The organism is Duganella aquatilis, assembly GCF_009674565.1.
Classification (GTDB): domain Bacteria; phylum Pseudomonadota; class Gammaproteobacteria; order Burkholderiales; family Burkholderiaceae_D; genus Rugamonas; species Rugamonas aquatilis.
The window spans coordinates 369369-388677 of the sequence record NZ_WKJL01000002.1 but is presented as its reverse complement, the minus strand read 5'-3'; the positions used below and the strand labels follow the sequence as shown (position 1 = coordinate 388677).

General features: G+C 65.3%; 15 protein-coding genes and 2 pseudogenes. 11 read left to right on the top strand and 6 right to left on the bottom strand.

Annotated elements, in window-relative coordinates:
- The 3 genes and pseudogenes from GJ698_RS06185 to GJ698_RS06175 all read right to left on the bottom strand — a co-directional run.
- Window positions 1-336 (bottom strand): annotated as a pseudogene (locus tag GJ698_RS06185) (SPOR domain-containing protein); the annotation flags it as partial.
- Between the two features lie 21 nt (window positions 337-357).
- Entirely contained in the window at window positions 358-2067 is a 1710-nt protein-coding gene (argS, locus tag GJ698_RS06180) for an arginine--tRNA ligase (RefSeq protein ID WP_154356722.1), read from the bottom strand.
- A gap of 131 nt (window positions 2068-2198) precedes the next feature.
- Window positions 2199-2438 carry a hypothetical protein gene (locus GJ698_RS06175; RefSeq protein ID WP_154356721.1) on the bottom strand — a complete coding sequence of 80 codons (240 nt, stop codon included), beginning with the start codon at window positions 2436-2438 and terminating at the stop codon, window positions 2199-2201.
- 168 nt (window positions 2439-2606) lie between these two features.
- Here GJ698_RS06175 and rsmB point away from each other — a divergent pair, with 168 nt between their 5' ends.
- The 8 genes and pseudogenes from rsmB to GJ698_RS06135 all read left to right on the top strand — a co-directional run bounded on the left by rsmB (window position 2607) and on the right by GJ698_RS06135 (window position 10770).
- Entirely contained in the window at window positions 2607-4013 is a 1407-nt protein-coding gene (rsmB, locus tag GJ698_RS06170; protein ID WP_154356720.1) for a 16S rRNA (cytosine(967)-C(5))-methyltransferase RsmB, read from the top strand.
- Entirely contained in the window at window positions 4006-4614 is a 609-nt protein-coding gene (locus GJ698_RS06165; protein WP_166454810.1) for a DUF4390 domain-containing protein, read from the top strand. The genes rsmB and GJ698_RS06165 overlap by 8 nt, the downstream gene beginning before the upstream one ends.
- Entirely contained in the window at window positions 4615-6918 is a 2304-nt protein-coding gene (locus GJ698_RS06160) for a sensor histidine kinase (RefSeq protein ID WP_371865153.1), read from the top strand.
- A 60-nt stretch (window positions 6919-6978) separates the two neighbouring features.
- Window positions 6979-7695, top strand: coding sequence for a response regulator (locus tag GJ698_RS06155; RefSeq protein ID WP_154356718.1), 717 nt, complete (start codon window positions 6979-6981; stop codon window positions 7693-7695).
- Window positions 7696-7697: 2 nt separating this feature from the next.
- Window positions 7698-8129, top strand: a complete 432-nt coding sequence (locus GJ698_RS06150) for a GTPase (RefSeq protein WP_371865152.1) — start codon at window positions 7698-7700, stop codon at window positions 8127-8129.
- 191 nt (window positions 8130-8320) lie between these two features.
- Window positions 8321-8578, top strand: coding sequence for a BTH_I0359 family protein (locus GJ698_RS06145; protein WP_154356717.1), 258 nt, complete (start codon window positions 8321-8323; stop codon window positions 8576-8578).
- Between the two features lie 39 nt (window positions 8579-8617).
- A pseudogene (locus GJ698_RS06140) lies at window positions 8618-9385 on the top strand (class II glutamine amidotransferase).
- Window positions 9386-9489: 104 nt separating this feature from the next.
- The gene (locus GJ698_RS06135) at window positions 9490-10770 is read left to right on the top strand and encodes an EAL and HDOD domain-containing protein (protein ID WP_154356716.1); all 1281 of its coding nucleotides are present in this window, start codon (window positions 9490-9492) and stop codon (window positions 10768-10770) included.
- Between the two features lie 18 nt (window positions 10771-10788).
- Here GJ698_RS06135 and GJ698_RS06130 read toward each other — a convergent pair whose 3' ends face one another.
- Window positions 10789-11169, bottom strand: a complete 381-nt coding sequence (locus GJ698_RS06130; protein WP_154356715.1) for an SPW repeat protein — start codon at window positions 11167-11169, stop codon at window positions 10789-10791.
- A 151-nt stretch (window positions 11170-11320) separates the two neighbouring features.
- Here GJ698_RS06130 and GJ698_RS06125 point away from each other — a divergent pair, with 151 nt between their 5' ends.
- Both GJ698_RS06125 and GJ698_RS06120 read left to right on the top strand, forming a co-directional pair.
- A complete protein-coding gene (locus tag GJ698_RS06125; RefSeq protein WP_371865151.1) occupies window positions 11321-12241 on the top strand; it encodes an ABC transporter ATP-binding protein in 921 nt (306 codons plus the stop codon).
- 10 nt (window positions 12242-12251) lie between these two features.
- A complete protein-coding gene (locus GJ698_RS06120) occupies window positions 12252-13550 on the top strand; it encodes an ABC transporter permease (protein WP_154356714.1) in 1299 nt (432 codons plus the stop codon).
- Here the strand turns inward: GJ698_RS06120 and GJ698_RS06115 are convergent, their stop codons facing one another.
- Window positions 13551-14504 carry an oxidoreductase gene (locus tag GJ698_RS06115; RefSeq protein ID WP_154356713.1) on the bottom strand — a complete coding sequence of 318 codons (954 nt, stop codon included), beginning with the start codon at window positions 14502-14504 and terminating at the stop codon, window positions 13551-13553.
- Window positions 14505-14598: 94 nt separating this feature from the next.
- On the opposite strand from GJ698_RS06115, the gene GJ698_RS06110 reads away from it, so the two are divergent.
- Complete coding sequence (locus tag GJ698_RS06110; protein WP_154356712.1) at window positions 14599-15507, top strand: AraC family transcriptional regulator; 909 nt, start codon at window positions 14599-14601, stop codon at window positions 15505-15507.
- Here the strand turns inward: GJ698_RS06110 and metH are convergent.
- Window positions 15494-19267, bottom strand: a complete 3774-nt coding sequence (metH, locus tag GJ698_RS06105; protein ID WP_154356746.1) for a methionine synthase — start codon at window positions 19265-19267, stop codon at window positions 15494-15496. The genes GJ698_RS06110 and metH overlap by 14 nt on opposite strands.
- Between the last annotated feature and the right edge of the window lie 42 nt (window positions 19268-19309).

Sequence of the window (19309 nt, the reverse complement as noted above, 5' to 3'; positions counted from 1 at the left end):
GGCCGCGTGCGCGGCCGGCGCGGCGGGCGCCGGCGCCGGAGCAGGGGCTGCCGGCGGCTGGTCCCTGGTGGCCAGATCCTTGGCCGCTTCGCGCGCCGCGTCCTTGTTGCCGTACATCGGCTTGTTCGGATCGGCGACCTGTCCCGCAGTCGGTTCCGTTGCCTTGCCCGCATGGCCCTTGTCCGTGAACGGGGTCGAGCCTTTGGTGATCATCAGCGCCACCACCACAGCGATACTCAGGCCGATGACCAGGCCGATGACGATGCCGATGAAGGTGTTGCCTTGCTGTGTGCGACGCGGACTAACTGAGCTGAAGCGGCTGGAACGGAAATTCATTGTGCGGGATACCCTTGGCAATTACATTTTGTTGGGAGCGGAAACGCCGATCAGCGCCAGGCCGTTGCGCAGCACCTGGCGGGTGGCGACCATCAGCGCGATACGCGCTGCCTTCAGCGCTTCGTCGTCGACCAGCACGCGCTCGGCGAAGTAGAAGCTGTGCAGGTTGGCGGCCAGGTCGCGCAGGTAGAACGCGATCTGGTGCGGGCCCAGTTCGGTCTGCGCGCGCGCCAGCGTTTCCGGGTAGGCCGCCAGCGTCGCCAGCAGCGCCGCTTCGGTTGGCGCGGTCAGCGGCGACAGGTCGACGCTGGCCAGGTCGGCTTCGTTGCCGGTCCATTGTTCCAGCATGCGGCAGATGCGCGCGTGGGCGTACTGCACGTAGTAGACCGGATTCTCGTCCGAGGTTTTCAGCGCGACGTCGACGTCGAACACGAATTCGGTGTCGGCTTTACGCGAAATCAGGAAGAAGCGCACGGCGTCGCGGCCCTTGGTGATGTCGCCGCCGCCCGACCATTCGATCAGGTCGCGCACGGTGACGTAGGAGCCGGCGCGCTTGGAGATCTTGACCTCTTCGCCGCCCTTCATCACGGTGACCATCTTGTGCAGCACGTAGTCCGGGAAGCCTTGCGGGATGCCCAGGTTGACCGCCTGCAGGCCGGCGCGCACGCGGGCGATGGTGCCGTGGTGGTCAGAGCCCTGGATGTTGATGGCCTGGTTGAAGCCGCGCTGGAACTTGACGATGTGGTAGGCCACGTCCGGCACGAAGTAGGTGTAGGTGCCGTCCTTCTTGCGCATGACGCGGTTCTTGTCGTCGCCGTAGTCTTCGGTGCGCAGCCACAGCGCGCCTTCTTCTTCGTACGTCTTGCCGGAGTTGTTGAGCATCTCGACGGCGGCGTCGACCTTGCCGTCCGAATACAGCGACGATTCCAGGTAGTAGTTGTCGAACTTGACGCCGAAGGCTTGCAGGTCGATGTCCTGCTCGTTGCGCAGGTAGGTCACGGCGAAGGCGCGGATCGATTCGATGTCGTCAATGTCGCCCGAAGCGGTGGCTGGCGAGCCGTCGGAGGCCGACACGGTTTTCCTGGCGAGGAAGTCGGCGGCGATGTCGGCGATGTAGTCGCCGTTGTAGGCCGATTCCGGCCAGGCGGCGTCGCCCGGCTTGTGGCCGCGCAGGCGCGCCTGCACCGAGTTGGCCAGGGTCTGGATCTGCACGCCGGCGTCGTTGTAGTAGAACTCGCGGGTGACGTCGTAGCCTTGCGAAGCGAACAGCGACGACAGCGCGTCGCCCAGCGCGGCCTGGCGGCCGTGGCCCACGTGCAGCGGGCCGGTCGGGTTGGCGGAAACGAATTCGATGATGACTTTCTTGCCGGCGCCGGCAGTGGCGGCGCCGAAGCTGGCGCCCTGCGCCAGCACGCTCTTGACCACGGCCTGCTTGGCGGCGGCGCTGACGCGCAGGTTGATGAAGCCCGGGCCGGCGATGTCGGCCGACTCCACCAGGCCCTTGGCGGCCGGATCGGCCAGCAGCGCGTCGACCACCTTGGTGGCCAGTTCGCGCGGGTTCATCTTCAGCTGCTTGGCCAGTTGCATGGCGATGTTGCAGGCCACGTCGCCGTGCGACGGGTCGCGCGGACGCTCCAATACCACGTTGGCGGTGACTTCAGTGCCGGCGAGGATCGGGGCGAGGGCGGCCTGGAACAGGGCGGTGATATCTTGTTTTTGTTGGGCTAGCATGCGCTTAAAAATTCATCAGATAGTGGAAACGGCGGGCGCATAGGCGCCGGCCAAACAGCGTTAATTATACTGTGTTGGCCGGGCGGGAGGCGACTCCTGGGGAAAGGAGCGGGGATTGCTTAATGGGCAAGCTAATGGATAAACTTTGCGGCAAGAAACGCCAGACTGCCGGACAGGCCCGCCAGGGTGATGGCGGTGGCGAAAAACCATTTCAGCAGCCGCGTTTCCATCGACGCCAGCTTGACTTCCAGTTTGGCAATGTCTTCCCGCGTCGCGTAGTTCGACTTGATGACTGCGACGTCGATCTCGACGGCCGTCAGGCGTTTCAGGATTTCCTCGGTGGCGGACTCGGATTTCGTTGGCGTTTCCATGGTGGCCCTCCCTCGCTGGACTGACATGGTACTCCTGCAGCAGCCTGCGAGGTTGATGTGGATTAAGCGCGGTTGATACATCCCTTTTACAAATACCGTGGTCGCCTTGCGTCAGGCGCTAATGTATACTGCGCGATCACGGCCGTCGCCCCACTCTGGAATTAGCATATGAACAAGCGTCCAACGCTCTCTTTGAAGTCTCCCGCCAAGCCGGCCGCACCGAAATTGCGCGCCAGTCACGCGCGTGAGCTGAAACCGGCGTTGCAGACCCATTTCCAGACCGGCCTGAAAGCCGATTCGCTGGCCTACAGCCTGATCGGCGCGGCCAACGCCCTGGCCCAGGTGCGCACCGGCACCAACCTGCCGCAGGCGCTGGCCCAGGTCTGGGCCAGGCAGCCGGACACCACGCCGCAGGCGCGCGGCGCCATGCAGGACATCGCCTACCGCGCCATGCGCCAGCTGGGGCAGAGCGAGGCGCTGGTGGCGCTGATGGCACCCAAGGCGCCGGAAGCGCTGGTGTCGTCGCTGCTGTCGTGCGCCATGGCGCTGCTGACCGCGCCGGACGAGGTCAAGCCGTACGAAGATTTCACCATCGTCGACCAGACCGTGACGGCGGCCGAATCGCATCCCGACACCGCCCGCGCCAAGGGCATGGTCAACGCCGTGCTGCGCCGCTTCCTGCGCGAACGCCAGGCACTGCTGGGCACGGTACAGCTGCAACCCGTAGCAAAATGGAACTATCCGCAGTGGTGGATCGACGCCGCCAAGGCCGCCTGGCCCGACAGCTGGCAGGCGATCCTGGCCTCCGGCAACAGCGCGCCGCCGCTGACGCTGCGCGTCAACGCCCGTAAAACCACGGCCCAGGCATATTTGGCCACGCTGGCCGACGCCGGCATGGCCGCCACCCAGATCGGCCCGTACGCCGTGCGCCTGGAAAAACCGGTCGGCGTGGCGCTGATCCCCGGCTTCGCCGACGGCCTGGTGTCGGTGCAGGACGCCGGCGCCCAGCTGGCCGCGCCGTTGCTGGATGTACAAGACGGCATGCGCGTGCTGGACGCCTGCGCCGCCCCCGGCGGCAAAACCTGCCACATCCTGGAACTGGCCGACGCCCAGGTCACCGCGCTGGACGCCGACGCCAAACGCCTGGCGCGGGTCGGCGAAAATCTTGAGCGCCTGCAATTGCAAGCGACGCTGAAGCCGGCCGAAGCCCAGACCAGCGGCTGGTGGGACGGCCAACCGTTCGACCGCATCCTGGCCGACGTGCCGTGCACGGCCTCGGGCATCGTGCGCCGCCACCCGGATATCCGCTGGCTGCGCCGCAAGGCCGACACGCTCCAACTTGCAACACTTTCCGGCAAAATCCTCGACAACCTTTGGCAGATGCTGGCGCCGGGTGGTAAATTGCTATTTGTGACATGTTCCTTGTGGCCGCAGGAATCCGAGGCGCAGGCGGCCGCCTTTGCTGTACGCAATCAGGCTGTCAGACTGGATGCGCCCGGTCAATTGCTCCCCGCCGGCGGCCCCGGGCAGGATCACGATGGTTTGTTTTACGCGCTGTTCCAGAAAAATGCGTAACCTCTTGAGCACTTGCCCACCCGTGACGCTACGATTGTTTCGATCTCTCATCGCTTCCCTGCTGCTGATGCTGGCGCTGCTGGCTGTGCTGCCGCAGCCGGCGCAGGCCGCCGAGGGCGTCGAAATCCGCCGCGCGCTGATCGAAGCCACCGAGGACGGCTACCGCCTGTCGGCCACCTATGGCTTCGAACTCAGCCACGAGATGGAAGAGGCTTTGCAATACGGCAAGACTCTGTACTTTTACACCGAAATCGAATTCACCCTGCCGCGCTGGTACTGGTTTGACGAAAAAGCCATCACCAAGCGCCAGACCGTCAGCCTGTCCTACAACGTGCTGACCCGCCAGTACAACGTCGCCATCAGCGGCGGCGTGTACCAGTCGTTCCCGACGCTGGACGAGGCGCTGTTCCTGATCCGCCGCCCCAACCGCTGGCTGGTGGCGCCGCGCGGCGCCCTGAAGGTGGGCGGCACCTATACCGTCAAACTGAGCATGGGACTCGATCCCAACTATGTGTCCAAGCCGCTCAAGGTCAACGCCCTGAATAACAATGAATGGCGCCTGGCGTCGGACAAGAAGTCCTTCGTGTACAAGGCAGAGTAAGTGAACAAGGCCCTGCGGTATCTGTCTGTCATTGGCGGCGCCATCGTCAGCATCCTGCTGTTCCTGCTGGCTTCGGCCTCCGACAATTCCGGCTTTTTCGACCGTTCCTACGCCTGGCTGCTGGGCCTGAACGCGGCGGTGGCGGCGGCGCTGCTGCTGCTGGTGGCGGTGTCGCTGTTCCGCCTGTACGGCCGCTACAAGGCCGGCAAGTTCGGCTCCAAGCTGATGACGCGGCTGGTGCTGCTGTTTGCCGCCATCGGTGTGCTGCCGGGGCTGGTGATCTTCCTGGTCTCCGTGATGTTCGTCTCGCATTCGATCGACTCGTGGTTCAACGTGCCGGTGGAGAAGGCGCTGCAGTCCGGCATCAACCTGAGCCGCGCCGGCCTGGAGCGCGCCGTCGGCGAGCTGGGCGCCACCGCCAACCGCACCGCCCAGGACCTGGCCGACCGCCCGTTCGGCACCGAGCGCGCCACGCTGGCGGCGCTGGTCAAGAGCGAAAGCGGCATGCAGAACGCCATCATCGTCGATGCCGAAGGCGGGCTGGTGGTCAGCGCCCGCGCCAGCCGCAGCGGCAACCTCAGCGCCGATTTGCCGACCCGCGAGATGATGTCCAAGGTCAAGAAGGACAATCTGTACGGCGCGCCCGAGGGCGGCAACGAGCTGCACAGCGACCTGATCAGCGCGCCGGCGGTGCCGGTGGTGCCGGCCGAGACCGTGAACCAGCTGCGGCTGCGGGTACTGATCCCGATTCCCGACCACGTGCAGCCCAACGGCACCCACCTGGCGCCGCGCTACCTGCAGCTGATCCAGCTGGCGCCTACGCAGCTGGCGGCCGACGGCGAGACCATCCGCGCCGCTTACGCCGATTACAAGGAGCGCTTCGACGCCCGCGACGGCCTGCGCAAGATGTACATCGTGACGCTGACGCTGACGCTGCTGCTGGCGGTGTTCGGCGCCGTCGCCAGCGCCTTCCTGATCGCCAGCGACCTGGCGCAGCCGTTGCTGCTGCTGGCCGAGGGCACGCGCGCGGTGGCCGAGGGCGACCTGTCGCCGCGGCCGATCGTCGCCACGTCCGACGAGCTGGGCACGCTGACGCAATCGTTCAACACCATGACGCGTCAGCTGTCGGACGCCCGCAGCGCCGTCGAGCGCAACCGCAGCGCGCTGCAGAACGCCAAGGCCCACCTGGAATCGGTGCTGGCCAATATGTCGGCCGGCGTGATGGTGCTGGACCATGAATTCCACCTGATCAGCTGCAACGATTCGGTCGAGCGCATTTTGCAGCAGGCCGGCGTCACCATGATCGGCCAGAAGCTCGACGAAATCGAAGGCTTGCAGGAATTCGGCGGCGCCATCGTGGCGGCGTTCGCGGCGCAGAGCGCGCAGTCGGCGGCCGGGCGCAATATTGCCCGATTGCACTGGCAGCGCCAGATCGAAGTGCCGCGCGCCGCGCCCGGCGTCGAAAGCAACGACCTGACGCTGCTGACGCGCGGCTCGCGCCTGCCGATCGAGGGCGGCAGCGGCTACCTGGTGGTGTTCGACGATATTTCCGACGTCATCTCGGCGCAGCGCTCGATGGCCTGGGGCGAGGTGGCGCGCCGCCTGGCGCACGAGATCAAGAATCCGCTGACGCCGATCCAGCTGTCGGCCGAACGCATGCAGATGAAGCTCGAAGACAAGCTGATGCCGGCCGACGTCGAGCTGCTGAACAAGGGCACGGCCACCATCGTCAACCAGGTGGCGGCGATGAAGCGCATGGTGGACGACTTCCGCGACTACGCCAAGACGCCGCCGGCGGTGCTGGAATCGCTGGACCTGAACGCGCTGATCGACGAGATCCTGCACCTGTACATCAGCGGCGAGGGCAACGACATCATCCACCCGCAGCTGGCCCCCGGCCTGCCGCTGGTGATGGGCGATCCGACCCAGCTGCGCCAGGTCATCCACAACCTGTTGCAGAACGCCCAGGACGCCATGGCCGAGCTGCCGGCCGGCGCACCGCAGCCGCGCATTGACGTGATCACCGAAGCCATTCATTATCAGGGCGCGGACGGCGGCACGCGCACGGCGGTGCGGCTGGCGATCGCCGACAACGGCCCCGGCTTCGCGCCGAAAATCCTGGCGCGCGCGTTCGAACCGTATGTCACCTCGAAGGCGCGCGGCACCGGCCTGGGCCTGGCGATGGTGAAGAAAATTATCGAAGAACATGGTGGACGGATCGATATTCAGAACCATGTCGATAGAAGTGGCGCGTCAGTGTTGATTTTGCTGTTAAAGTTAGCATCGGCGTCGCAAAATAGCTAACGGCTATGACTACAAAAATCATTGCCGTCCGGGACGGCGAAATGAGGAAGGCAAGGGAAGATGGCAAACATTCTGGTAGTTGACGATGAAATGGGTATCCGCGAGTTGCTCTCGGAAATCTTGAGCGACGAGGGACATGCAATACAACTGGCGGAAAATGCCCAGCAGGCTCGCGAAGCGCGCGCCCTGGGCGCGCCGGACCTGGTGCTGCTCGATATCTGGATGCCGGATACCGACGGCGTCACGCTGCTCAAGGAATGGCAGCGCGACGGCCTGCTGACCATGCCGGTGATCATGATGTCGGGTCACGCCACCATCGACACCGCGGTCGAGGCGACACGCATCGGCGCGCTGAACTTCCTGGAAAAGCCGATCGCGCTGCAAAAGCTGCTGAAGGCGGTCCAGGCCGGACTGACCCGCGCCCAGGAAACTGTGCGTGCGCCGGCCCTGGCGCCGCGTCCGGTGGCGGCAGCCTTGCCGGAGGAAGCGCCGGCGCCTGGCGGTTTTGCTCCCCAGAATCCTGCGGCCGGCATCGCCGTGCGCGGCGGCGCCACCGTGGCCGGCGCCGACAACCACATGTTCAACCTGTCGTTCGACCTGCCGCTGCGCGAGGCGCGCGACGCCTTCGAGCGCATGTACTTCGAACACCACCTGGGCCGCGAAGGCGGCAGCATGACGCGCGTGGCCGAGAAAACCGGCCTGGAGCGTACCCACCTGTACCGCAAGCTGAAGCAGCTGGGCGTCGAGCCAGGCAAGCTGGCCAAGAAGAACGCCTGATCGTGGCCAGCGACACCGGCGCCGCCGCCCTCCGGCCGCCGGTGCCGACCTGGCTGGTCACCGGTCCCCGCGCCGGCGCGCGCGAGGCGGCCATCGCGGCCCTCCTGCCGAAGGAGGGTGCCAGCGTCATCATTCTGGAAGGCTTGTCGGACGGTGGTTCGGCGTTATCCTTTGATCCAACGGATGGCCCGGTTCCCTACGATACCGTGCCGCAAGTGTTGCGTATCGCTCCGGGCTGCCTGCATTGCAGCGGCAATTTGATTTTGCGAGTAACATTAAACCGTGTGCTGCGCCGTCCCCCCGCGCGGCTCTATATCAGCCTGGCCTCCGCCGAGCACCTGGAACAGCTGCGTTCCTGGTTGTCCGAGGCGCCCTACGGGGCCTTGCTGGAACTGCAAGACGACATCGCGGCCTCATCCCAGCCCGTTGATTAGTACAAAGGCGTTCCAAAATGGGCGTGGCTAGGCGCGGCGACGACGACAGTGCGGCTGGCACGGCAAGGAGCTGCAACGACGCCACGGCCATTTTGGAGCGTCCTTTGGCCTTGAAATTGCCCGCTTTTAGCCCCAACTGGGTCTGGAAGGCGGAAACGCAGGTGTTTCGCCCCCTTGAGAAAGGAAGCAAAATGAACCTCATCTACAACAGCGAGCAATACAGTGTTGTCGAATTCGGCGTGGACCGCAGCCTGGAGGCTTTGCGCTTCGGTGGCTACGAAATCGTCGACAAAGGCGGCAAGCGGGAGATCTTCATCGCCGGCGAACTGGCCAAAACCTTCCGCCGCGATGTCAACGAACTGATCGCCGGGGAACCGACGATGGCGGAAATCGATGAATTCCTCGGCAACTACGATGAACTCATGAGCCAGCCCGTGGCGCTGCATTAAAACGGGACTGACCGCACACGGCGTGGTTATAATCACGTCATGTGCCAACTTCTAGGAATGAACTGCAATGTCCCGACCGACATTGTGTTCAGCTTTACCGGCTTCGCCATGCGTGGCGGCCACACCGATACCCACCACGACGGCTGGGGCATCGCCTTTTTCGAAGGCGCCGGCGTGCGTCACTTCGTCGATCACCAGGCTGCGATCGCCTCGCCGATTGCCGAGCTGATCAAACGTTACCCGATCAAGTCCACCAACGTCATCGCCCACATCCGCAAGGCGACGCAGGGCAAGGTCATGCTGGAGAACTGCCATCCCTTCGTGCGCTAGCTGTGGGGGCAATACTGGGTGTTTGCCCATAACGGCGACCTGAAGGACTTCCATCCGCTGCTGAACGGCGCCTTCCGCCCGGTCGGCACCACCGACAGCGAGCGCGCCTTCTGCTACATCCTGCAGCAGCTGCGCGCGCGTTTCGGCGAACAGCGGCCGGCGCTGGACGCGTTGCGCTCGGCGCTCAGTGCGCTGGTGCACGAGATCGCCACCCACGGCACCTTCAACATGCTGTTGTCGTCCGGCGGCGAACTGTTCGCGCACTGCTCGACCAATCTGTTCTACCTGGTGCGCCAGCATCCGTTCGACACCGCCAAGCTGTCCGACGAGGACGTCAGCGTCGATTTCTCCCAGGTGACCACGCCCAACGACCGCGTGGCCATCATCGTCACCCAGCCGCTGACCACCAACGAACAGTGGACCGCCTTCCTGCCGGGTGAGCTGAAACTGTTTATCGACGGCTGTCCGCAAGCGTGATGCGCGGCGATGCCATTACCGCACCGTAAAAATTCTGCGACACGTGTTGGCATTGATGTCAAAATAGTAGCGTGGACCAGTGTGGTCCGTGATTTGGACTCGCAATGATCGATCTCTCCCTACATGACAGCGGCCCCCATAGCTTGCGCGTGCGCGAATTCTACCTGGGGCGCCAGCCTATTCTGGACCGCAACCAGGCCTTGTTCGGCTACGAGTTGCTGTTCCGCAACGCTCCGGTCGGCCCGGCCCACGTCACCAACGACCTGTCGGCCACCGCCGCCGTGATCGCCCACGCGTCCCAGCTGGGCATGGAAAAAACCATCGGCGACGCGCTGGGCTTCGTGAATGTCGACGCCAGCGTGCTGATGAGCGATATCTTTTCCTTCCTGCCGCGCGAGAAAGTGGTGCTGGAAATCATCAACACCATGCCGGCCACGCCCGAAATCATCGCCCGCATCCGCGAACTGGCCGGCCACGGCTTCAGTTTCGCGCTGGACGACGTCACCGGCGAGACCGACGACGTGCTGGCGCTGCTGCCGCTGGTCGATTACGTCAAGATGGACATGCGCAACATCGCCTTGTCGACGCTGGCCAGGCTGGCGCCGCGTTTCCGCCAGGACAAGAAGAAGCTGGTGGCGGAAAAGGTCGAGACGCGCGAGGAATTCAAGAACTGCCTGGACCTGGGCTTCGACTATTTCCAGGGCTATTATTTCTCCAGGCCGGTCATCATGAGCGGCAAGAAGCTGTCGCCGTCGCAGCTGGCGGTGATGGAGCTGATGACGCTGGTAACCTCGGATGCGGAAAACCAGGAAATCGAACGCGCCATCAAGCGCGACGTGTCGCTGGCGCTGAACCTGCTGCGCCTGGTGAACACGCCGGCTGTCGGCGCGCGCCAGCGCATCGATTCGCTGAGCCAGGCCGTGACCATTCTCGGCCGCCGCCAGCTGCAGCGCTGGCTGCAGATCATGCTGTACGCCGAACCGAGCAAGCGCGGCCACAGCATGACACCGCTGCTGATGCTGGCCACCACCCGTGGCCGCCTGCTGGAACTGTTGGCCGGCAAGCTGCGCCAGAGCCAGCGCGAAGTGGCCGACATCGCCTTCACGGTCGGCATCATGTCGCTGATGGATACGCTGTTCGGCATCCCGATGGCCGAGATCCTGGAACAGATTCCGGTCGGCGACGAGGTGCGCGATGCGCTGCTGCACCGCGGCGGCTTCTACGGCGACCTGCTCAGGCTGGTCGAATGCATCGAGCGCATCGAGGAAATGGACAGCCACATCGTGCCGACGCTGCGCGACCTCGCCATGTCCACCGACGAACTGGTGGAACTGGAGATGGCCGCGTTCGAATGGAGCGACAACGTGGTGCGCTACGCGCTGTAAGGCACCACGCCGGCCGGGTCAGGTCGCATGCCCGGCGCCGCCCGGCCAGTGCTTGACCAGCTCCGGATCGGTGCGCATTTCCCACAGCGCCAGCACCGCCACCGCGATGCCGACCACCACCGAGTTCCACATCAACTCGGTGTTGTCGGCGATGCGCAGCACCCACGGCGATACCGCCACCCAGATCCCCACCAGCAGATTGAGCACCACGGCCCAGAAGTAGGTCTTGTACAGGTCGAACGCGGCCAGCAGCGCCACCACCGCGCCGGAAATGAACGCCGTCCACGCCTGCAGCGACGGCAGCGGATACGCGAACACCCATGGCGTGATGAAGAACCACAGGCCCAGCAGCAGGATCAGCTGGTCCTGCCAGCGTTTAACGGATGGATTGTTTGCCATATTGCCTCCCTTGGTAGTCGGGCCGCCGGCTGGCGGTGTTCTACTTAGTCCGCCCGTGCCGGCCAAAAGTTCATCAAGCTTGCCAATTTGGCATGGTGACGCTATTCTGCAAGTCAGATCGAACAACCCGGAGGCGGCGGTGCTACTGAGCGTGGAACAAATTTCGAAGTCCTACGGTGCGCGCAAGGCGGTCGATGGCGTGTCGTTCAAGGTGCAGCGCGGCCAGACCGTGGGCCTGATCGGTCCCAACGGCGCCGGCAAGTCCACCACGGTGGGCATGATCTGCGGCCTGCTGCGCGCCGACGGCGGCCGCATCACGCTCGATGGCGACGTCATCGGCCAGGGCGCCAGCGCGGCCAAGCGCAAGATCGGCTTCGTGCCGCAGGATCTGGCGCTGTACGACGATCTGTCGGCGCTGGAAAACCTCAAGCTGTTCGGCGCGCTGTACGGCCTGAGCGGCGCGCAGCTGAAGGAGCGCTGCGCCCAGGCGCTGGCGCTGGTCAACCTGGCCGACCGCGCGGCCGATGCGCCGGCCAGTTTTTCCGGCGGCATGAAGCGCCGCCTGAATATCGCCGCCGCGCTGCTGCACGATCCGCAACTGCTGATCCTCGACGAACCGACCGTCGGCGTCGATCCGCAAAGCCGCAACGCCATCTTCGACACGCTGGAAGCCCTGCAGGCGCAGGGCCGCTCGCTGATCTACACCAGCCACTACATGGAGGAAGTGGAGCGGCTGGCCGACCACATCGTCATCATCGACCATGGCAAGGTGCTGGCCGACGAAACGCCGGCCGCGCTGTACCAGCGCCTGCCGGCACAGGCGGCCTTGCAGGTGGAGCTGGCCGGCGAAGCCTCGGCGGCGCTGCTGTCCGCGCTGCTGGCGCTGGATGGCGTGACCGGCGTCGAGCGCGCCGGGGCCACGCTCAACATCGGCCTGGCGGCGTCGGCCCACGCGGCGCCGGTGCTGGCCTGGCTGAACGGCGAGGGCCACGCGCTGCCGCATTTTTCCACCGCGCGCACTTCGCTGGAAAACATCTTCCTCAACCTGACCGGCCGCAGCCTGCGCGACTGAGAGAACCGACATGACCGCATTGATTGCCCTGATCCGCAAAGACCTGATCCTGTACCTGCGCGACAAGCGCGCGCTGATGCTGCACCTGCTGATGCCGGTGGTGCTGGCCGCATTCTTCGGCTCGCTGTTCGGCGGCAGCGGCGCCGGCGACAACACCAGCAAGCTCGACCTCGGCCTGGTGCTGCAGGACCAGTCTGCGCAAAGCCAGAAGATCGCCGCCGGCCTGAAGGCGGACAGCACCTTGAACATCATCGAACTGAGCCAGCAGGAGGCCCAGGCGAGTGTGCGCAGCGGCAAGCTGCCGGTGGCGGTGGTGATCCCGGCCGGTTTTGGCGAGGCCGCTTCCGCCGCGCTGTTCAGCGGCCGCGACAAGCCGGAGCTGCCGCTGTATTACGATCCGTCGCAATCGACGATGCTGGCGATGGTGAAGGGCATCCTGACGCAGCACGTGATGCAGGTGACCAGCTCGTCCGTCATGGGCGCGCAGGGCGGCCAGACCACCGACAAGTATCTGGCCGCATTGCCGGAGCCGGCCAAGCGCAGCGCCGAGGAGGCGCAGTTGGGCGACTTCCTCGCCAGCCTGAAGAAGTTCCAGGACCAGCGCGCCGCGACCACCACGCCGGCCGCCGGGAAAACCGGGGCGGCGGCCGGCGGTGGCATGAGCGTTCCCTACACCACGCACGACGAAGGCCTGAGCAGCGGTCCCAAATACAACGGCTATGCGCACTCGTTCGCCGGCATGGGCGTGCAGTTCATCCTGTTCATGGGCATCAATCTCGGCATCAGCATTTTGCTGGAGCAGCGGCTGGGCATCTGGAGCCGCTTGCTGGCCGCGCCGGTGTCGCTGTCGACCATCATCATGAGCCGCGCCGCCGCCGGCGCCATCATCGCCACCGGCCTGATGTGCGCCATGTTCGCTTGCGGCGTGCTGATCTTCAAGGTGCAGATCACCAGCATGGCCGGCTTCGTCGGCATGGCGGTGTGCTTCGGCCTGATGACGGCCGCGTTCGGCCTGCTGATCGCCGCCTTCGGCAAGACGCCGGAAGCGGCGCGCGGCATCGCCACCTTCGCCACGCTGATCCTGGTGATGCTGGGCGGCGCCTGGGTGCCGTCGTTCGTGTTCCCGCAGTGGATGCAGACCGCGACGCTGATCGTGCCGACGCGCTGGGCGGTGGACGGCCTCGACGCCGTCACCTGGCGCGGCCTGGGCCTGGGCGGCGCGCTGCCAGCCATGGGCGTGCAGCTGGCGTTTGCAGTGGTGTTCGGCGGCCTGGCGGTGTGGAAGTTTCTCAAGGATCAGCAGCGCTGATCAGCGTGCCAGGGCGAGGCTGAGTTCCCACAGCCGATCCGCCTGTTGCGGGTCGATCGCCCAGGGCCGCACGCCGTAGCGTTGTTCCGTTTCGACGCTGGCGATATCGCAGTTTTCGCAATAGACGCCACCCAGCGTGTCGAGCATGGCGCTGGTGGCGCACCAGACCGCCGTGGCGGCGCCTTGCGCCACGTTCTTCAGGTCGCGCGCCGGATCGTTGATCAACTGGCCGGCGGCATCGTGCACGCCGAACCTGGCGATTTCGTCGGCCGTCAGGTGGCGCGCCAGCGGGCTGAGAATGGCGCCGGGATGCACGGCATAGCCGCGGATGCCGTCGCTGGCGCCGCGCGCGTCCAGGCCCACCGCAAACAGCGCATTGGCGCTCTTCGATTGTCCGTAGGCCTGCCACTTGTCGTAGGGGCGGCGCATGAAGTCGATATCGTCGAAGTTGACCGGGCAGATCTGGTGCCCGCGCGAGGACACCGAGACCACGCGCGCGCCTTGCGCCCTTTGCAGCGCCGGCCACAGTTGCGTGGTCAGGCGGAAGTGTCCCAGATGGTTGGTGGCGAACTGCGATTCGTGGCCGTCGGCATCGCGCGTCAACGGCGACGCCATGATCCCGGCGCTGTTGATCAGCAGGTGCAGCGGGCGACCGGCGGCGAGAAAGTCGGCGCTGAAGGCGGCGATCGACGCGGCATCCATCAGATCCAGCGCCGCCACCGCAACGCCGGGCAGGCCGGCCAATGCGGCCGCCGCCAGTTGCGGTGCGCGCGCCGGCACCACCACCTGCACGCCGGCGCCGGCCAGCACGCGCACGGTCTCCAGGCCCAGGCCGGAGTGGCCGCCGGTGACGATGGCGACTTTGCCCGCCAGCCCGGCGGCGCTGGCGATGACTGCTTCTGCGGTGGTCGCGGCGGTGTAGCCACTGTGGATGGGGGCTTGCGCGGTAGGCATGAGGTACTCCTGGCAGTAAAGTCCCTACTATGCCGTGCCCATCCTGGATAATCTATGCTGCATAATCTGTTTTTCTGTAGCGATAGTCCAAATCATGGCGGATCCACTTTCAGACGTCCTCAACCTGCTGAACGCGCGCAGCATGCTGTCCACCGCGCTGGTGGCTGGCGCCGCCTGGTCGGTACGCGTGCGCGAGTTTGAGGGCCTGAAGTTCAACGCCGTCCTGCGCGGCGACGCCTGGTTGCAGGTGGACGGCGAAGCCGCGCTGCATCTGCGGGAAGGCGATTGTTTTATGCTGGCCCGGGGGCGTTCGTTCGTCATCGCCAGCGATCTGGCATTGACGCCGCGCGAGGCGGCCGAAGTCTTTGCCGGGGCGGCGAACGGCATCGCCTTCTACGGCGACCGCTGCCACATCCTCGGCGGCAAGATGGTGCTGGATGCGGCGGTGGCGCCGCTGCTGGTCGATGCGCTGCCGGCCGTGATCCATTTGCCGGCCGCCGCGCCACGGGCGCAGACGATGCACTGGCTGCTGGCGCGGCTGGCCAACGAAATGGCGCAGCAGGAAGCCGGCGGCGAGGTGCAGGCGCGCCAGCTGATGCAGATGATGTTTATCGAACTGATGCGCGAGCATCTGGCCTCGTCCGGCGCCAAGCAGGGATGGTTCGGTGCGCTGGCCGACGCCGGGCTGCGGCGCGCGCTGCAGGCCATGCATGCGGAGCCGGCGCGGGCCTGGAGTTTGCCGGAACTGGCGGAACGCGCGCACATGTCGCGTTCCGGCTTTGCCGCGCGCTTCAAGGCGGTCGTCGGCGTGCCGCCGCTCGACTACCTGATACGCTGGCGCATGCACCTGGCCAGCCACGCCTTGCGCAATGGCGCGGCCTCGGTGGCGGAGGTGGCGGCGGCGGCCGGCTATGCCTCGGAGAGCGCGTTCGGCAATGCGTTCAAGCGGGTGCTGGGACAGCCGCCGAAACGCTATCTCGCCAGCCGGATCAGCTCAGGTTAGGCGCCAGCCAGCGTTCCATCTCGGCCTTGTCGACGCCACGGCGTTTCGCCATGTCGTCGAGCTGGTCGTTGCCGATCTTGCCGACCACGAAGTATTTCGACTCCGGGTGGGCAAAGTAGAAGCCGGACACCGCCGCGCCCGGATACATCGCCAGCGATTCGGTCAGCACCATGCCGATCTCTTCGGCCTGCATGGTGTTGAACATTTCGCGCTTGACGGTGTGCTCGGGGCAGGCCGGGTAGCCCGGCGCCGGGCGGATGCCGACGTATTTCTCGGCGATCAGGTCCGGATTGCTCAGCGACTCGTTGGGCACATAGCCCCACAGGTCGGTGCGCACGCGCTCGTGCAGGTACTCGGCAAACGCTTCGGCCAGGCGGTCGGCCAGCGACTTCAGCATGATGGACGAGTAGTCGTCGTGCGCGTCTTCAAAGCGCTTCTCGTGCTTCTCGATGCCCAGGCCGGCGGTCACGGCAAACATGCCGATATAGTCCTTGATGCCCGACGCCTTCGGCGCGATGAAGTCCGACAGACACTGGTTCGGACGCTGCACGCCGTCCACCACCGGCTTGACGCCCTGCTGGCGCAGGCCGTAGTAGGTGAAGTCCACGGTGCTGCGCGTGTCGTCGGTGTAGATCTCGATGTCGTCGTCGTTGACGGTGTTGGCCGGCAGCAGCGAGATGACGCCGTTGGCGGTCAGCCAGCGGCCGTCGATCAGCTTCTTCAGCATGGCCTGGCCTTCTTCGTATACCTTGGTCGCCGCCTCGCCCACCACCTCGTCGGTCAGGATGGCGGGGAAGGGGCCGGCCAGGTCCCAGGTCTGGAAGAACGGGCCCCAGTCGATGTACCTGGCCAGCGTGCCCAGGTCGACGTTCTTGAATTCGCGGCGGCCGATGAACTTCGGTTTCACTGGCGCGTTGGCGCCTTCGAACGACAGCTTCATGCGGTTGGCGCGGGCGTCGGCCAGCGACAGCATCGGCAGCGCCTTCTTGTTGGCGTGCTGTTCGCGGATGCGTTCGTAGTCTTCGGCGATTTCGTCGATGTATTGCTGGCGCGACTCCGGCGTCAGCAGCGACTGCGCCACCGAGACCGAGCGCGACGCGTCCGGCACGTACACCACCGGGCCTTCGTAGTTGTGGGCGATCTTCACCGCCGTGTGGGCGCGGCTGGTGGTGGCGCCGCCGATCAGCAGCGGGATCTTCAGCATGCGGAAGTGCTCGTCGCGCTGCATTTCCTTGGCCACGTGGGCCATTTCTTCCAGCGACGGCGTGATCAGGCCGGACAGGCCGATGATGTCGGCGTTCTCCACCTTGGCGCGCGCCAGGATCTCGGAGGCCGGCACCATCACGCCCATGTTGACCACTTCAAAGTTATTACATTGCAGGACCACCGAGACGATGTTCTTGCCGATGTCGTGCACGTCGCCCTTGACGGTGGCGATGACGATCTTGCCTTTTGGCTTGGCGACGATGCCGGTGCGCTTTTCTTCCGCCATCTTTTCTTCTTCGATGTACGGGATCAGATGGGCCACGGCCTGCTTCATCACGCGCGCCGATTTCACCACCTGCGGCAGGAACATCTTGCCCTGGCCGAACAGGTCGCCGACGATGTTCATGCCATCCATCAGCGGGCCTTCGATCACGTGGATAGGGCGGCCCTTGGCGGCTTCCACCTGCTGGCGCATCTCCTCGGTGTCTTCGGTGATGAACTGGGTGATGCCGTGCACCAGCGCGTGCGCCAGGCGCTTCTCGACCGGGCCGTTGCGCCATTCGAGGTTGGCGGCGTCCTGCTTGCCGGCGCCGGCTTTCAGCGTGCCGGCGAATTCGATCATGCGTTCGGTGGCGTCTTCGCGGCGGTTCAGCACCACGTCTTCCACGCGCTCGCGCAGCTCGGCCGGCAGGTCGTCGTAGACGCCGACCATGCCGGCGTTGACAATGCCCATGGTCATGCCGGCCTTGATGGCGTGGTACAGGAACACGGTGTGGATCGCTTCACGCGCCGGGTCGTTGCCGCGGAACGAGAACGAGACGTTCGACACGCCGCCCGAGATCTTCGCGTACGGCAGGTTTTCCTTGATCCAGCGGGTGGCGTTGATGAAGTCCACCGCGTAGTTGTTGTGCTCCTCGATACCGGTGGCGACCGCGAAGATGTTCGGGTCGAAGATGATGTCTTCCGGCGGGAAGCCGACCTGCTCGGTCAGCACCTTGTAGGCGCGGCCGCAGATTTCGATCTTGCGTTCGTAGGTGTCGGCCTGGCCTTTTTCGTCGAAGGCCATGACGATGACGGCGGCGCCGTAGCTCAGGCACAGCTTGGCCTGACGGATGAATTCCTCTTCGCCTTCCTTCATCGAGATGGAGTTGACGATGGACTTGCCCTGCACGCATTTCAGGCCCGCTTCGATCACCGACCATTTGGACGAGTCGATCATGATCGGCACGCGCGAGATGTCCGGTTCGGAGGCGATCAGGTTGAGGAAGCGGGTCATCGCAGCCTGCGAATCCAGCATCGCCTCGTCCATGTTGATGTCGATGACCTGGGCGCCGTTTTCCACCTGCTGGCGGGCGACGCTCAGCGCCTCGTCGTACTGCTCGTTGAGGATCATGCGCGCGAAGGCTTTCGAGCCGGTCACGTTGGTGCGTTCGCCGACGTTGACGAACAGCGAGCTGTCGTCGATGGTGAACGGCTCCAGGCCGGACAGGCGCTGCGCCACCGGCACCTGCGGCACGGTGCGCGGCTCGACGGTCGACAGGATCTCGCCGATGGCGTGGATGTGGTCCGGCGTGGTGCCGCAGCAGCCGCCGGCAATGTTGATGAAGCCGGCGCTGGCGAATTCCTTCAGCAGGGCCGAGGTGTCGGCCGGCAGCTCGTCGAAGCCGGTGTCGCTCATCGGGTTGGGCAGGCCGGCGTTCGGGTAGATGCAGACGAAGGTGTCGGCGATCTGCGACAGCTCTTCGGCGTAGGGACGCATCAGCGCCGCGCCGAGCGCGCAGTTGAGGCCGATGGTCAGCGGCTTGGCGTGGCGCACCGAGTTCCAGAAGGCCGGCACGGTCTGGCCGGACAGGATGCGGCCGGAGGCGTCGGTGACGGTGCCGGAGATCATCAGCGGCAGCCGTTCGACGCCGGGATGCTCTTCGTAGAACTTGTCGATGGCGAACAGTGCGGCCTTGCAGTTCAGCGTGTCGAAGATGGTTTCCACCAGCAGCAGGTCGACGCCGCCTTCGATCAGGCCCTTGGTCTGCTGGTGATAGGCGTCCACCAGCTGGTCGAAGGTGATGTTGCGCGCGGCCGGGTCGTTGACGTCCGGCGAGATCGACGCGGTTTTCGGCGTCGGGCCGAGGGCGCCGGCGACGAAGCGCGGCTTGTCGGCGCTGCTGTACTTGGCGGTGGCGGCGCGCGCCAGCTTGGCGGCTGCCACGTTCATTTCATAGGCCAGGTGGCCCATGTGGTAATCGTCCTGCGCGATCCAGGTGGCGCCGAAGGTGTTGGTTTCGATGATGTCGGCGCCGCCGGCCAGGTAGCGCTCGTGGATCTCCTGGATCACGTGCGGCTGGGTCAGCGTCAGCAGCTCGTTGTTACCCTTGACGAACAGTTCGCGCGCGCCGCTGTCGGCGGGGGCGGCGAAGTCGATGAACTTGCCGTTCGGGCCGCCACGGTAGGCCACTTCATCCAGCTTGTACTGCTGGATGATGGTGCCCATCGCGCCGTCGAGAATCATGATGCGGCGGGCGAGAATCTCGCGCAGTTGGGCATCGGTCTTGGACATGACGGGACGGGACACGTTGTTATTCATTTAATATCTCTAAGG